The following is a 14,361-nucleotide window of genomic DNA, read 5'->3' on the forward strand; positions in this document are numbered from 1 at the left end:
TAACAAGTGTTTGGTAGGTTAACGTACGCCCATGAGCAGCGTCGAGGAGTTCCGCGCCGAGATCCGGGACTGGCTACGAAGCCAACTCAGCCGGGAATTGGCCGAGTTGAAGGGCAGGGGCGGCCCCGGCCGGGAACACGAGGTCTTCGCCGAGCGCCTCGCCTGGGAACGCCACATGGCCGCCCATGGCTGGACCTGCGTCGGCTGGCCGACGGAGTACGGCGGCCGGGGCGCGAGCATCGAGGAGCAGATCGCCTTCCACGAGGAGTACGCCCTCGCCGACGCCCCCGCCCGCGTCAACCACATCGGCGAGCAGCTCCTCGGCCCGACCCTCATCGCGTACGGCACCGAGGAGCAGAAGGCCCGCTTCCTGCCGCCGATCGTGGCGGTCGAAGAACTCTGGTGCCAGGGCTACAGCGAGCCCGACGCGGGCTCCGACCTGGCAGGCGTCCGCACCAGGGCCGAACTCGACGGTGACACCTGGCGGGTGAACGGCCAGAAGATCTGGACCTCCCTCGCCCACGAGTCCCAGTGGTGCTTCGTCGTCGCCCGCACCGACCCCGGCTCCCACCGCCACGCGGGCCTCTCCTACCTCCTGGTCCCCATGGACCAGCCGGGCGTCGAGGTCCGCCCGATCGTCCAGCTCACCGGCACCTCCGAGTTCAACGAGGTCTTCTTCGACGACGCCCGCACGGACGCCGCGCACGTCGTCGGGGAGGTCGGCGACGGCTGGCGGGTCGCGATGGCGACCCTCGGCTTCGAACGGGGCGTTTCCACACTCGGCCAACAGGTCGGCTTCGCAAGGGAGTTGCAGGCCCTCGTCGGCCTCGCCGGACGCACCGGAGCCCTCGCCGACCCCCTCCTCCAGGACCGATTCGTACGGGCCTGGACGGGCCTGGAGGTCATGCGCGCCCACGCGCGGCGCACCGACGTATCGCCGTCCGTCGCCAAGAACCACTGGGCGCGCTGGCACCGCGACCTCGGCGAACTCGCCATGGACGTACGCGGCGCGGCCTCGCTGCTCGCCGCGTCGGGCCCGTACGAACTGGACGACTGGCAGCGCCTGTTCCTCTTCGCCCGAGCCGACACGATCTATGCGGGCTCCGACGAGATCCAGCGCAACATCATCGCCGAGCGCGTGCTCGGCCTGCCGAAGGAGGCGAAGGCGTGAGCACCGCACCCGCGACAGGACCCGCGACAGGACCCGGCACCGCACCCGCGTACGTGAAGGGCCACGCCCTGCTGGACGGCCGTACGGCAGTGATCACGGCGGCGGCGGGGGCGGGGATCGGCGGGGCGACCGCGCGCCGCTTCCTGGAGGAGGGGGCCCGGGTCGTTCTCGGCGACGCGCACGCTCGCCGCCTGAAGGCGAGCCACGAGGAGCTCGCCGGCGAATTCGGGGCGGACAAGGTGGCGTCGCTGCCCTGCGACGTGACCGACGAGGACCAGGTCCTGGCCCTGTTCGCCCTCGCCGAGGAGACCCACGGCGGACTCGACGTCGTCGTCAACAACGCCGGACTGGGCGGTACGGCGGACATCGTCGACATGACCGACGACCAGTGGTCGAAGGTGCTGGACGTGACCCTGAACGGCACCTTCCGCTGCACCCGGGCGGCGCTGCGCTCCTTCAGGTCGGCGGGCGGGGGCGGTGTCATCGTCAACAACGCCTCCGTCATCGGCTGGCGCGCCCAGGCCGGGCAGGCGCACTACGCCGCCGCGAAGGCGGGCGTCATGGCGCTCACCCGGTGCGCGGCGGTGGAGGCGGCCGAGTACGGCGTACGGATCAACGCGGTCTCGCCGAGCCTGGCGATGCACCCGCACCTGGTGAAGGTGACGACGCCCGAACTCCTGGCGGAGCTGACCGCGAAGGAGGCGTTCGGCCGGTACGCCGAGCCGTGGGAGGTCGCGAACGTGATCGTCTTCCTGGCGAGCGGCTACTCCTCGTACATGACGGGCGAGACGGTCTCCGTCAGCAGCCAGCATGCGTGAGCGCCCCCGCTCCCCGTACGGCGGCCACTCTTCCCCGTACGGCGGCCCCCGGTCCCCGTACGGCGGCTGCCGGACAATGAGCGGGTGCCTACCAACAAGAAGTCCCAGGTGACCGCGTCACCCGAGCGCCGCCGTGAACTCCTCGACACCGCTGCCGAGGTGTTCGCCGCACAGGGGTACAACGCCACCACCGTCCGCAAGATCGCCGACGCGGCGGGCATGCTCGCCGGCAGCCTCTACTACCACTTCGATTCCAAGGAATCGATGCTCGACGAGATCCTCTCGACCTTCCTGACCGAGCTGTGGGAGGGCTACGACACCGTGCTCGCCTCCTCCCTCGACCCCAGGGAGACCATCGAGGCCCTCGTCACCGAGTCCTTCCGGGAGATCGACCGGCACCGCGCCGCGGTCGCCATCTACCAGAAGGAGTCCCGCCACCTCTCCGCACAGCCCCGCTTCCACTACCTCGCCGACTCGCAGACCAAGTTCGAGAAGGCGTGGCTGGGGACGCTGGAGCGCGGAGTCGCCGACGGGGCCTTCCGGGACGACCTGGACATCCGCCTGACGTACCGCTTCGTGCGCGACACGGTGTGGGTGGCGGCGTCCTGGTACCGGCCCGGAGGTCAGCACAGCCCCGAGGAGATCGCCCGCCAGTACCTGTCGATGGTGCTGGACGGGATCGCCGTACGCACCGAATGACCCTCATCTGAAGTGGAGTCGCCCGCCATGGCCGAGGCATACATCGTCGAAGCGGTACGCACCCCCGTCGGACGGCGGAAGGGCGGCCTGGGCGCCGTCCACCCGGCTGACCTGGGCGCGCACGTCCTGAAGGCCCTCGTCGAGCGCTCCGGCGTCGACCCCTCCCTCGTCGAGGACGTCGTCTTCGGCTGTCTGGACACCGTCGGCCCGCAGGCCGGTGACATCGCCCGTACGTCATGGCTGGCGGCCGGGCTCCCCCAGGAGGTGCCGGGCGTGACCATCGACCGCCAGTGCGGCTCCTCGCAGCAGGCGGTGCACTTCGCCGCGCAGGGCGTCATGTCGGGCACGCAGGACCTGGTCGTCGCGGGCGGCACCCAGAACATGACCCAGATCCCGATCGCCTTCGCCTCCCGGCAGGCGGCGGAGCCGCTGGGCCTGTCGGAAGGTCCCTACGCGGGCTCGGAGGGCTGGCGCGCGCGGTACGGCGACGCGCCGGTGAACCAGTTCCACGGGGCGCAGCTGATCGCGGACACGTGGGGGATCACGCGGCGCGACATGGAGGAGTTCGCGCTCCGGTCGCACGAGCGGGCGCTGCGGGCGATCGACGAGGGGCGCTTCGAGCGGGAGACGGTGGCCTACGGCGAGGTGACCGTCGACGAGGGCCCTCGCCGTGACACCTCCCTGGAGAAGATGGCCGGGCTCAAGCCGGTGATGGAGGGCGGGACGATCACCGCGGCGTGCTCGTCGCAGGTGTCGGACGGGGCGGCGGCGATGCTGATCGCTTCGGAGCGGGCGGTACGGGAGTACGGGCTGACGCCTCGGGCCCGGATCCACCACCTGTCGGTGCGGGCCGAGGACCCGATCCGGATGCTGTCGGCGCCGATCCCCGCCACGGCCCACGCCCTGAAGAAGACCGGGATGTCCCTCCAGGACATCGACCTGGTCGAGATCAACGAGGCGTTCGCGCCGGTGGCGCTGGCGTGGCTGAAGGAGACGGGGGCGGACCCGGAGCGGGTGAACGTGAACGGCGGGGCGATCGCACTGGGGCACCCGCTCGGGGCGACGGGGGTGAAGCTGATGACGACCCTGCTGCACGAGCTGGAGCGGACGGGCGGTCGGTACGGCTTGCAGACCATGTGCGAGGGGGGCGGGCAGGCGAACGTGACGATCATCGAGCGGCTGTAGGGGCGGGCTCGACGGGGCGTGCGGGTGCGAGCGGGAAGCGGCCCGCAGCGTGGCGCACGGGTGAACACGCGGTGGCGCGGAAGGGGCGACAGGCCGTGCGGCGCCTGACCGGGCACGATCCACCGCGCGCCTGGCCCGGGGGCGTGCTACGGTAAGCGAGTTGCAGTTTTGGTACCCATGAACTTTATGTGCGCCTGACGAGAACTTCGGCAGGTGCACATTTGTTTTTCCGGTCATTGCCGGTTTCCGGCTCTCCGGATGGGGTCATTGCGGCGACGAGGAATTCGTAAAGTGCGAATTTCCGGCTCTGCCCCTGTTTTAGGAGATTTAAAATGGCTACTGGCACCGTGAAGTGGTTCAACTCGGAAAAGGGCTTCGGCTTCATTGAGCAGGACGGCGGCGGCGCCGACGTCTTCGCCCACTACTCCAACATCGCCACCTCGGGCTTCCGTGAGCTCCAGGAAGGCCAGAAGGTTTCCTTCGACGTCACGCAGGGCCAGAAGGGCCCGCAGGCGGAGAACATCGTCCCGGCCTAGTCTGCCCGGACGCGCGAAGCCTCTAGCCGGGGCCCGCACCGTGAAGGTGCGGGCCCCGGCTTGCGTTGTGTTCCCCCCGTTCCTCCCTCTCGCACCCCAAAGGTGTCCCCAGGAAGAAGGCATTTACTGCATGACCCGTTTCGAACGATCCTCCTCCGAGCGCACCGGCCGTCCGGCGCGCAACCGACCGTCGAGTGCCGCCCCGTCCCGGGGCCGCGGCAAGGCTTCGACGAAGCATTCCGGCAAGGGCCCCGCCCGCCGGTCCACGCCGCCCACGGGTGAATTCGCACTGCCGGAGACCATCACCCCCGCGCTGCCGTCGGTCGAGACTTTCGAAGCGCTGGACATGCCCGCCGCACTCCTCAAGACCCTCGCCGCACAGGGGGTGACGGAGCCGTTCCCGATCCAGGGCGCGACCCTCCCGAACTCGCTCGCGGGCCGGGACATCCTGGGCCGGGGCCGCACGGGCTCCGGCAAGACGCTGGCCTTCGGTCTGGCGCTGCTGTCCCGTACGGCGGGCCGCAGGGCCGAGCCGCACGCGCCGCTCGCCCTCGTCCTCGTACCGACGCGCGAGCTGGCGCAGCAGGTCACGGACGCGCTGACGCCGTACGCGACCTCGGTCAACCTGCGCCTCACCACGGTCGTCGGCGGCATGTCGATCACCAAGCAGTCGAACGCGCTGCGCCGTGGCGCGGAAGTCCTGGTGGCCACCCCCGGCCGCCTCAAGGACCTCATCGAGCGCGGCGACGCCCGTCTCGACCAGGTCGCCATCACCGTCCTCGACGAGGCCGACCAGATGGCCGACATGGGCTTCATGCCGCAGGTCGTCGCGCTGCTCAAGCAGGTCGAGCCGGGCGGTCAGCGGATGCTCTTCTCCGCGACCCTCGACAAGAACATCGACAAGCTCGTCAAGATGTTCCTGACCGACCCGGTCGTGCACTCGGTCGACCCGTCCGCGGGCGCCGTCACGACGATGGAGCACCACGTGCTCTACGTCATGGACGAGACCGAGAAGAAGGCCGTCGCGGCGCGGATCGCGGCCCGCGAAGGCCGCGTGATCATGTTCGTGGACACCAAGCGTGCCGCCGACCGCTTCGCCAAGCGGCTGCTGGCCGCAGGCGTCTACGCGGCGGCCCTGCACGGCGGCCGCTCGCAGCCGCAGCGCAACCGCACCCTGGAGCAGTTCAAGAACGGCCAGGTCACGGCCCTCGTCGCGACGAACGTCGCGGCGCGCGGCATCCACGTCGACGACCTCGACCTGGTCGTCAACGTCGACCCGCCGACCGACCACAAGGACTACCTGCACCGAGGTGGCCGTACGGCCCGCGCCGGTGAGTCCGGTGTCGTCGTCACCCTCGTCCTCCCCGAGGAGAAGCGGGAGATGACCCGTCTGATGAGCGACGCGGGCATCGCGCCGCACACCGCGCGGGTCAAGTCCACCGACGAGGAACTGGCGACCATCACGGGCGCGCGCGAGCCGTCCGGTGTCGCGGTCGTCGTCGAGGTCCCGGTCCCCGTCCAGCAGCAGGCCGCGAAGCGCCGGCCCTCGTCCTCCTCGGACGGGCGCAGCCGGACGCGGGGCCGTCGCGGGGGTTCCGGCGCCGGTGCGGGTGCCCCGGGCGCTTCGGCGGGCGGACGCCCGGCACGCGCCGGGGCGTCGGCGGGCGGCGGCCAGTCCCGAGGAGCGGGCCAGTCCCGCGCCGGGGGCGGCCAGGCGCGCAGCGGAGCGGGACAGGCTTCCCGTACGGGAGGCCAGTCGCGGGCCGGCTCGGGGCAGTCCCGCGCCGGAGCAGGCCAGGGCCAGTCCGGCGGCCAGCGCCGTCAGGGCGGCGGCCAGGGCGGGCGTCGTTCCGCAGCCTGATCAGGCAGCAGTACGTGCATGAGGGAGGGGCCCGTCCACCGGACGAGCCCCTCCCGTGCGTCAGGAGGCCGACGGCACGTCAAGTAGCGCTGGATCCAGGACTGCTGACGGAGCGTCAGCCGAGGAGGCGGTCCTGGAGGCGGGCGACGGCGCGGTGGTCCAGGCCCAGGCCCTTCCTGAGGTACCCGTGCAGGGAGCCGTACCGCTTGCGGACCTCCGCGAGAGCCGTGTCGAGGTACTCGTCACGCACCTCCTGGAGGGGGATCAGCAGGTCGGGGTTCTGCATCAGCCCGGCCTGCTTCAGTCCGTCGCGGACCTTCTTGTCGGCCGCCGCCCGGATCGTGTTCGAAGCGAGGTAGTCGCGGCGGGCCGTCTGCTCCGGGACGCCCAGCGCCCGCAGCAGCACGTACGCCGTCCAGCCCGTGCGGTCCTTGCCCGAGGTGCAGTGGAAGAGCACGGCGGAGCGCGACGAGCTGCGGGCGACGTCCTGGAAGGTCTTCGCGAACTGCGCCGTGTTGGCGGGGTCGCTGATCAGCGTCCCGTACACCCGCTTCATCAGGTCGGAGCCCTTGGTCCCGCCGAGCGCGGCCTCCTGCTTCACCGGGTCCCTGGTGGCGATGGCCGCCGCCATCTGCCCGTAGAGACCACTGTCGTCGACCGGGCGGGCGGTGGCGGAGAGCCCGGCGGGCAGCCGGTCCGGGCCGTCGTACTGGACCTCCACCGGGACGCGGTAGTCGATCACTTTGCCGAGCCGCAGCCCCGCGAGGGTCGCGAGGTCGGGGTCGGTGAGCTTGCCGAGGGCGTCCGCCCGGTAGACCGTCCCGTACCGGACCCTGTCGCCGCCGTACGTGCGGTAGCCGCCCACGTCGCGGACGTTGACCGCGCCCTGGAGGGGTATCTGCCGGATCCCCTCCCCGTGCTGCCCGTGGCCGTGGCCGTACGCGGAGCTGTACGAGGCCGGGGCCGACGGCGCGTCGGCGAGCGCCGTGCCGGGCAGCGCCCCGAGCGCCAGGGCGCCGACGGCCGCGCCCGCAGCCAGCCGTACTCGATTGCGGCTCGTGCGGCTCGTGCGGCTCATGCGACTCATGAGGTCAACTCCCTTGAGGATGGGACGGATTCACCCTGGTGTCGGCAGGGTGCGGAGTGCGCGCAGCTCTCCGAGTGCGGCTTCGGCCTCGGTCATGACACGTGCCACTAGCTCGGCGCAGCTCGGCAGGTCCTCGATCAGGCCGACCACCTGCCCCGACGCCATGACGCCGAGATCGGTGCGGCCGTCGACCATCGAAGCCTTCAGCAACATGGGGGTGTTCGCGGCCAACAGAACCTGACTCCAGGACAAACTCTTGCCGTGCTTCATGGCGAGCCCGTCACGGACCATCTGCGCCCAGCTCAGCCCGGAGACCTTCCGGAAGGACGCCGCGCGCACCACCGCCTGCGCCAGCGCCCTCGCCCGCCCGGACTTCTCCAGGGCCTCCACCAGCTCCGAGCGGAGCATCCGGTGCGGAAGCCCGTCGACGGCGGTCGTCACGGTCACGTCCCTGACCGTCGCCCGGAGATACTTCGCCTTCACCGCGTCCGGCACCGTCGAGTCCGACGTGAGCAGGAAGCGGGTGCCCATGGCGACACCGGCCGCCCCGTAGGCGAGCGCGGCGACCAGCCCCCGCCCGTCGTGGAAGCCGCCCGCCGCGACCACCGGAATGTCCACGGCATCCACCACCTGCGGCAGCAGTACGGTCGTCGCCACGTCCCCGGTGTGCCCGCCGCCCTCGCCGCCCTGCACGATGACGGCGTCGGCGCCCCACGCGGCGACCTTCTCCGCGTGCCGCTTCGCCCCGATGGAGGGGATGACGACGACTCCGGCGTCCTTCAGTTCCGCGATCAGTTCGCGCGACGGGGCGAGCGCGAAGGACGCCACCCTCACGCCCTCCTCGACGATGATCCGTACGCGCTCCCGCGCGTCCCCCGCGTCCGCCCGCAGATTCACCCCGAACGGCTCGCCGGTACGGGACCTGACCTCCCGCACCGCCGCCCTCAGCTGCTCGACGGTCATCGTCGCGGAGGCGAGGATGCCGAGCGCCCCCGCGTTCGCGGTCGCGGACACCAGCCGGGGCCCCGCCACCCACCCCATGCCGGTCTGCACGAGGGGATGCCGGACGCCGACGAGCCGGGTGAACGCGGTCTCCATCAGGGGCGGTTGGGGTACCGCCTGCCCGCTCATACCGGCTTCACCTCGCGGTCGCGGGTGTTCTTCGGGTCGACGACCTCACGGATCAGCCGCAGCTCTTTCGCCGTCGGCTCACGGGTGTACGGAACGTCCTCGGGAACCGTCAGCGTGAAGCCGGTGGCCGCCCGGACCTCCTCCACGGTGACGCCCGGGTGCAGCGAGGCGAGCCGCATCGCGTGGTCGGGCGTCGCGAAGTCGAAGACCCCGAGATCGCTGACGACGCGCGGCAGTCGGTGGTAGCGGGTCGCGGCAGGACCGGCCGCCGCCGCACTGTCGTAACCGACCCCGCAGATCATGTCGACCTTCTCGACGAAGACCCGCGTCGAGTGCTTCGGCACCCAGTAACTCGTCGGATTGTTCAGGGTGTTGACCGGCGCACCCCGCACGCCCAGCAACTGCCGCGCGGGCCGCTCCCAGTCGCCGATGCAGGAGATGTTCTGGTTGCCGAACCGGTCGATCTGGCTCGCGCCCATCATCACGTGCCGCTTGCCGCCGGTGACCATGGTCAGGTGGTGGCGGTACGGCAGCCAGCCCTCGACCGTCCCGTCGAGGCCGACGATCAGGGCCTCGCCGTCGGTGAGGAGGAGGTCGGGGGAGAAGGTGCGCTTGGCGAGGCGCGCGCCGATGCCGGGGACGATCCCCATCGGGCTGGCCAGGACCTCGCCGTTGTCGCGCCACGCCTCGGCGCAGGCGATCACGCAGTACTCGGCGCGGGAGGCGGTGGACGTGGGGGATGTCGTGGTCACTTCGCCTGCTCCTCGTGCCAGTTCTCCACTGCGGTCCGGTACGCCGACTCGTCCCCGCCGGACAGGAAGCGCTCGGCGAACTCGGGCCACGGGGTGGTGGCGTACAGCTCCTGGAAGGCTTCGTCGCGCCCGTAGTCGGGGGCGCAGGTGGTGAAGTGCGCGCCGTTCGGGGTCTCCACGACGCCGGTGACGGAGGTCCGCTTCAGCAGCAGCGACTGCGGGGCGGCCTCCTTCGTCAGCTCGGCCGTGTCGACGATCCGCTCGCACGACACGTACGCCTCGTCCGCCGCCTCGCAGAAGAGGTCGTCGAAGTACGGGTCCTGGCCCAGGTACTGCCCGTTGCCGAGCCGGTCGGCGCGGTTCATGTGGACCAGGGCCGCGTCCAGGCACAGGGCGGGCATCGCGACGAAGGTCTCCCCGTCCTCGTACGGCGAAGTGACCGTACGGAGAAGGGGGTTGACCCGCATCACGTCCGAGCCGATCCCGGCCCGCACGGGCAGGAAGGGCAGGCGGTTCGCGGCGGCGTGCAGTCCCCACATGAACATCGCCTCGTCGACCTCGGTCAGCTCGAACGCGCCCTCCTGGCGGGCGGTGCGGAAGTGCGGCTCCAGGGCGACGGAGTCGAGCGTCACGAACGCCGTGACCACCTTGCGGAGCTTCCCGGCGGCGGCGAGGAGGCCGACGTCGGGACCGCCGTACGAGACGACGGTGAGGTCGGTGAGGTCGCTGCGCAGAACGGCCCGCACCAGCGCCATCGGCTTGCGGCGCGAGCCCCAGCCGCCGATCCCGATCGTCATGCCGCTGCGCAGGCGGGAGACGACCTCTTCGGGGGTCATCGTCTTGTCGGTCACTTCTTCTTCTCCTTGCCGAAGTCGTTCCGCACGCGGTCGGCGGTGCCGCTGAGGTTGGCCTCGAAGGTGAAGCCCTGCTCGAAGCGGTAGCTGCGGCGGACGTCCACGGGGTCGATGCCGTTGATGGCGGCCTTCGCGAGCCGGATCAGATACCCGTCCTTGAGGGCGATCTCGCGGGCCAACTCCATTGCCTCACCGTGGAGTTGCTCGCGGGGGACGACCTTCCACACGGACCCGTGGTGATGCAGCTCCTGCGCGGTGGCGGTGCGCGAGGTGTAGTACAGGGCGCGCATCAGGTGCTGCGGGACCAGCCGTGAGAGGTGGGTGGCCGCGCCGAGCGCACCCCGGTCCAGCTCGGGCAGGCCGAAGGTGGCGTCGTCGGAGGCGATGATCGCGTCGGCGTTGCCGACGAGCCCGATGCCGCCGCCCAGGCAGAACCCGGCGACCGCCGCGACGACCGGCACCTCGCACGCGTAGACGGCGGCGAAAGCCTCGGCGCAGCCGCTGTTCGCACCGATGAGGGCCTGGTGGCCGCCGCCGTTCGCGGTCTCGCGCTGCATCTCCTTGATGTCGACGCCCGCGTTGAAGCCCCGGCTGCCGGGCGGAGCGGTGAGGACGACGCAGCGCACGTCGGGGTCGCGCCCGGCTTCTCGTACGGCGTCGGCCAGGTCGTACCAGCCCTGCACGGGGAGGGCGTTGACCGGCGGAAAGTCGACGGTGACGACGGCGATGCCCCTGTGGGAACCCGAGGGGCCGGGGCGGGAGGTGGAGACACCCATGAGCGGATCAGCTACCTTTCCACCAAACATTTGTTAGGTGCGTTCGTCTCAGGAAGGTAGCAGCGAATGGAACTGGACGGGAGGGTCGCCGTCGTCACGGGCGGGACCCGGGGCGTCGGCGCGGGCATCGCGCGGGCCTTCCTGGGGGCGGGCGCGCAGGTCGTGGTGTGCGCGCGGAGGCCACCGGACGAGCCGGTCGAAGCGGCGGGCCGCAAGGCCGGGTTCAGGCCCGTGGACCTGCGTGCCCCGGACGCGGTCGCTGACTTCTTCGCGGGCGTGGCGGAGTCGTACGGACGCCTGGACGTGCTGATCAACAACGCCGGAGGCACCCCGTACCGGCTCCTTGAGGAGGGCGGCGCGGACCGCCACACGCGGGTGATCGAGCTGAACCTCCTCGCACCGATGAACGCCTCGCTCGCCGCGTATCCGCACCTGAAGAAGGTGCGCGGATCGATCGTGATGATCGGCAGCGTGAGCGGTACGCGCTCCTCGCCGGGGACGGCCGCGTACGGGGCGGCGAAGGCCGGACTGGAGAACCTCACCCGTTCGATGGCCGTGGAATGGGCCCCGGACGTACGGGTGAACACCCTCGTCCTGGGGATGGTCCGCACCGAGCTGTCGCATCTGCACTACGGCGACGAGGAGGGGATGGCTTCGGTCGCCCGGACGATCCCGGCGGGCCGGATGGCCGAACCGTCCGACGTGGGCGACGCGGCGGTCTTCCTCGCCTCGTCCAAGGCGGCGTACGTCAACGGGGCGTCGCTGCTCGTGCACGGGGGCGGCGAACGGCCCGCCTTTCTGGACGCCGCGAACGTGAACGACTCCGAGGGGAACTGACATGGGTATCGCCCGCATTGCCGAGGGACGCGTCGTCGTGGTGACCGGAGCCGGTCGGGGTCTGGGCCGCGCCCACGCACTCGCCTTCGCCGCCGAGGGTGCGAAGGTCGTCGTCAACGACCTGGGCGTGAGCGCGGACGGTGCGGGGGCCTCGCAGAGCCCCGCCGAGGAGGTCGTCGCGGAGATCCGCGCTGCGGGCGGCGAGGCGGTCGCGCACGGCGGCGACATCGCGACGTCGGAGGGCGCGGCGTCGCTGATCGCCACCGCTGTCGATGTGTTCGGCGGCGTAGACACCCTGGTCAACAACGCGGGCTTCCTGCGTGACCGCATGCTCGTCAACCTGGACGAGGACGACTGGGACGCCGTCATGCGCGTCCACCTCAAGGGGCACTTCCTCCCCCTGAAGCACGCCGCGCAGTGGTGGCGGGCGGAGGCGAAGGCGGGTCGCCAGCGGGCGGCGCGGGTCGTCAACACCAGTTCGGGCGCTGGGCTGTTGGGAAGTGTCGGCCAGGGCAACTACTCCGCCGCGAAGGCCGGAATCGTCGGCCTGACGCTGGTCGCGTCCGCCGAGATGGGCCGGTACGGAGTCCAGGTCAACGCGCTTGCCCCGGCGGCCCGTACCCGGATGACGGAGGCCACGTTCGCGGAGACGATGGCGGCTCCCGGGGAAGGGACCTTCGACGGGATGGCCCCGGAGAACGTGTCACCGCTGGTGGTCTGGCTGGGCTCCGACGCCTCGCAGGGCGTCACGGGCCGGGTCTTCGAGGCCGAGGCGGGCCGGATCACGGTGATGGAGGGCTGGCGTCCGGGCCCGACGGCGGACAAGGGTGCGCGATGGACTCCGGCGGAGGCGGGGGAGGCGGCGTCGAAGCTGCTGGCCGAGTCGGAGCGGCCGCAGCCGGTGTACGGGGCGCGGTAGGGGCTTCCTGCGGGGAGGCGGGGGCCGGGCCCCTCGGGACGACGGAACACACCGAGCCGTCGGCGGGCGTCACCACCGTGTACTCGTGGAAGGTGCGCCGGAAGCGGGTGTGTCCGGTCTCGCCGGTGTGGGCGAACTGCCACGCGGCCACCCCCATCGGGGTTTCACCGGTGCCGGACGCCGCACCGCAGTCGGCCTCGTCGCCGGACACGCAGACCGCTTCGTACTCGGGCTCGGAGAGCGGGTCGGGGGCGATGCGGTACGGGACGAAGCGCAGGGCTTTGCGTACGGTCATCAGCGACCTCCGAACAGGCGGCGCTGACGGTTGTAGTCGGCGACGCGTTCGCTCAACTCGGCGAGGGTGGTTGAGGGTTCGGCTTCATCGTCGCCCTCGGGGGAGTCGGTGGGCTCGTGGGGGACGTGCAGGGTCCCTTCCGTGCCGTACTCGGCGGTCAGTGCGGCGAGCCAGGCGCGGGCGGTGCTGGGCATGGGGCGGCTCCTCTCCGTAGCGGGTTCACTACTGGGAGGTTCAGGGTGACCCCAGTCGGGGAATCATTCAACTTGCCCGTTCGGAAGGGAAAGTTGGTGATGCGGTCTTGAACCGCAAGGAGCTAAATCCGGACAGTTCACCCCAAGCCGCCTTCGGGGCCCATCTGCGCAGCATGAGGGAGACGCACGGTTGGACCCAGGAGGAGCTGGCGAAACTGATGGAGTACTCCAGCGCGCACGTCTCGTCCGTTGAAACCGGGCGGAAGCTTTCAACTCTGCGCTTTGCGCGCACTGCTGACCGGGTCTTCGGAACGGCGGGGGCGCAGGAATCCTTCGAGCGCAAGTGGCGCGAGATCCGGCAGGGCAGTCTGCTGGAGGGCTTCCCGGAGTACGTGGGGTACGAAGGCCGTGCGGTGGAACTCCGGGTGTTCGACATCGGCATCGTTCCCGGTCTGCTGCAAACGCCCGAATACGCCCAGGTCTTGGCGGACAGTGCGGTGCGACGAGGGGCGATCACCCCGGAGCAGGCCACTGAACGAGTGTCCGTTCTCACGGAGCGACAGCAGGAACTGCAACGGTCTCGTCCGCCGATGGTGTTCGTGGTGCTGGACGAGAGCTGCGTCCGTCGAACCGTTGGTGGGAGGGATGTGATGAGCGCTCAGCTGGACCATCTGGTCCAGTTCGCGGCCCGTCCCACCACCATGCTGCAAGTGGCACCGTTCGACATGGGGGAGCGCAGATCACTCAACCTGCCGGTCCACCTGCTCACGATGGCCGACCGTTCGGTCATTGCCTATACCGAGTCCCAGGCGCAAGGGAGTCTGGACCGAGAGGCAACATCAGTGCACCCCCTGTTGACGACCTACCATCAGCTACAGGCCGAGGCGTTGTCGCAAGCGGCGACCGTGGCCATGATCGAAGAGGCACGAAAGGGCATTCAGTGACCACCGATACACCCACCCCCTGGTTCAAGTCCTCCTACAGCGACAACGGCGGCGCCTGCGTGGAGACCGCCGCGCATCTCGTCGCCACGCACGGGATCGTCCCTGTCCGCGACTCCAAGTTTCCTGACGGCCCGGCCCTGAGTCTGACCACCCCCGCGTTCTCCACCTTCATCGCCGGTATCAAGTCGGGCCAATTCCAGGTCCGTTGACCCCGCCGACGATGCACGTACCACCAGACCCGCCGCCCCGCACCCGCGAGGGCGGCGGTCTCGTCCTGACGGGCCACGGCCTCTAGCATCGGC

16 protein-coding genes are annotated in these 14,361 nt (G+C 70.7%); 10 read left to right on the top strand and 6 right to left on the bottom strand.

Translation table 11 applies throughout. The annotated features are described in order from the left end of the window. Positions 1 to 31: 31 nt before the first annotated feature. The 6 genes from OG897_RS10415 to OG897_RS10440 all read left to right on the top strand — a co-directional run bounded on the left by OG897_RS10415 (position 32) and on the right by OG897_RS10440 (position 6,270). Positions 32 to 1,171 (top strand): acyl-CoA dehydrogenase family protein, encoded by a 1,140-nt coding sequence (locus OG897_RS10415; protein ID WP_266655044.1) that lies wholly within the window; start codon positions 32 to 34, stop codon positions 1,169 to 1,171. Next, on the top strand, positions 1,168 to 1,989 hold the full coding sequence (locus tag OG897_RS10420; protein WP_266655045.1) for an SDR family oxidoreductase: 822 nt from the start codon (positions 1,168 to 1,170) through the stop codon (positions 1,987 to 1,989). Before OG897_RS10415 ends, OG897_RS10420 begins: the two co-directional genes overlap by 4 nt. Positions 1,990 to 2,073: 84 nt before the next feature. Beyond that, positions 2,074 to 2,688, top strand: a complete 615-nt coding sequence (locus OG897_RS10425) for a TetR/AcrR family transcriptional regulator (protein WP_266655046.1) — start codon at positions 2,074 to 2,076, stop codon at positions 2,686 to 2,688. 27 nt (positions 2,689 to 2,715) lie between these two features. Beyond that, positions 2,716 to 3,873 carry an acetyl-CoA C-acetyltransferase gene (locus OG897_RS10430; RefSeq protein ID WP_266655047.1) on the top strand — a complete coding sequence of 386 codons (1,158 nt, stop codon included), beginning with the start codon at positions 2,716 to 2,718 and terminating at the stop codon, positions 3,871 to 3,873. A gap of 332 nt (positions 3,874 to 4,205) precedes the next feature. Further along, on the top strand, positions 4,206 to 4,409 hold the full coding sequence (locus tag OG897_RS10435) for a cold-shock protein (RefSeq protein WP_003969786.1): 204 nt from the start codon (positions 4,206 to 4,208) through the stop codon (positions 4,407 to 4,409). Between the two features lie 130 nt (positions 4,410 to 4,539). Further along, a complete protein-coding gene (locus OG897_RS10440) occupies positions 4,540 to 6,270 on the top strand; it encodes a DEAD/DEAH box helicase (protein ID WP_266655049.1) in 1,731 nt (576 codons plus the stop codon). Between the two features lie 115 nt (positions 6,271 to 6,385). Here the strand turns inward: OG897_RS10440 and OG897_RS10445 are convergent, their stop codons facing one another. From OG897_RS10445 to OG897_RS10465, 5 genes are read right to left on the bottom strand one after another with little or no spacing between them, the layout of a single operon-like run. Further along, complete coding sequence (locus OG897_RS10445) at positions 6,386 to 7,357, bottom strand: tyrosine-protein phosphatase (protein WP_266655051.1); 972 nt, start codon at positions 7,355 to 7,357, stop codon at positions 6,386 to 6,388. 30 nt (positions 7,358 to 7,387) lie between these two features. Next, positions 7,388 to 8,488 carry a nitronate monooxygenase family protein gene (locus OG897_RS10450; RefSeq protein ID WP_266655053.1) on the bottom strand — a complete coding sequence of 367 codons (1,101 nt, stop codon included), beginning with the start codon at positions 8,486 to 8,488 and terminating at the stop codon, positions 7,388 to 7,390. Next, positions 8,485 to 9,240: a CoA-transferase subunit beta gene (locus tag OG897_RS10455; protein WP_266655055.1), complete on the bottom strand. Its 756-nt coding sequence runs from the start codon at positions 9,238 to 9,240 to the stop codon at positions 8,485 to 8,487. The genes OG897_RS10450 and OG897_RS10455 overlap by 4 nt, the downstream gene beginning before the upstream one ends. After that, positions 9,237 to 10,091 (bottom strand): CoA transferase subunit A, encoded by an 855-nt coding sequence (locus OG897_RS10460; protein ID WP_266655057.1) that lies wholly within the window; start codon positions 10,089 to 10,091, stop codon positions 9,237 to 9,239. Before OG897_RS10460 ends, OG897_RS10455 begins: the two co-directional genes overlap by 4 nt. After that, positions 10,088 to 10,870: an enoyl-CoA hydratase family protein gene (locus tag OG897_RS10465; protein WP_266655059.1), complete on the bottom strand. Its 783-nt coding sequence runs from the start codon at positions 10,868 to 10,870 to the stop codon at positions 10,088 to 10,090. The genes OG897_RS10460 and OG897_RS10465 overlap by 4 nt, the downstream gene beginning before the upstream one ends. 66 nt (positions 10,871 to 10,936) lie before the next feature. On the opposite strand from OG897_RS10465, the gene OG897_RS10470 reads away from it, so the two are divergent. Continuing rightward, positions 10,937 to 11,707 carry an SDR family oxidoreductase gene (locus OG897_RS10470; RefSeq protein ID WP_266655061.1) on the top strand — a complete coding sequence of 257 codons (771 nt, stop codon included), beginning with the start codon at positions 10,937 to 10,939 and terminating at the stop codon, positions 11,705 to 11,707. A 1-nt stretch (position 11,708) separates the two neighbouring features. Further along, a complete protein-coding gene (locus OG897_RS10475; RefSeq protein WP_266655063.1) occupies positions 11,709 to 12,626 on the top strand; it encodes an SDR family oxidoreductase in 918 nt (305 codons plus the stop codon). A gap of 294 nt (positions 12,627 to 12,920) precedes the next feature. On the opposite strand, the gene OG897_RS10480 is transcribed toward OG897_RS10475, so the two are convergent. Next, complete coding sequence (locus tag OG897_RS10480) at positions 12,921 to 13,115, bottom strand: hypothetical protein (protein WP_266655065.1); 195 nt, start codon at positions 13,113 to 13,115, stop codon at positions 12,921 to 12,923. Positions 13,116 to 13,222: 107 nt separating this feature from the next. Between OG897_RS10480 and OG897_RS10485 the strand changes: the two genes are divergently transcribed. Together OG897_RS10485 and OG897_RS10490 are read left to right on the top strand one after the other, a co-directional pair. Then, positions 13,223 to 14,059 carry a helix-turn-helix transcriptional regulator gene (locus OG897_RS10485; RefSeq protein ID WP_266655067.1) on the top strand — a complete coding sequence of 279 codons (837 nt, stop codon included), beginning with the start codon at positions 13,223 to 13,225 and terminating at the stop codon, positions 14,057 to 14,059. Further along, positions 14,056 to 14,268, top strand: a complete 213-nt coding sequence (locus OG897_RS10490; protein ID WP_266655069.1) for a DUF397 domain-containing protein — start codon at positions 14,056 to 14,058, stop codon at positions 14,266 to 14,268. The genes OG897_RS10485 and OG897_RS10490 overlap by 4 nt, the downstream gene beginning before the upstream one ends. Positions 14,269 to 14,361 lie beyond the last annotated feature (93 nt).

This window comes from Streptomyces sp. NBC_00237 (genome assembly GCF_026342435.1).
Taxonomy (GTDB): Bacteria; Actinomycetota; Actinomycetes; order Streptomycetales; family Streptomycetaceae; genus Streptomyces.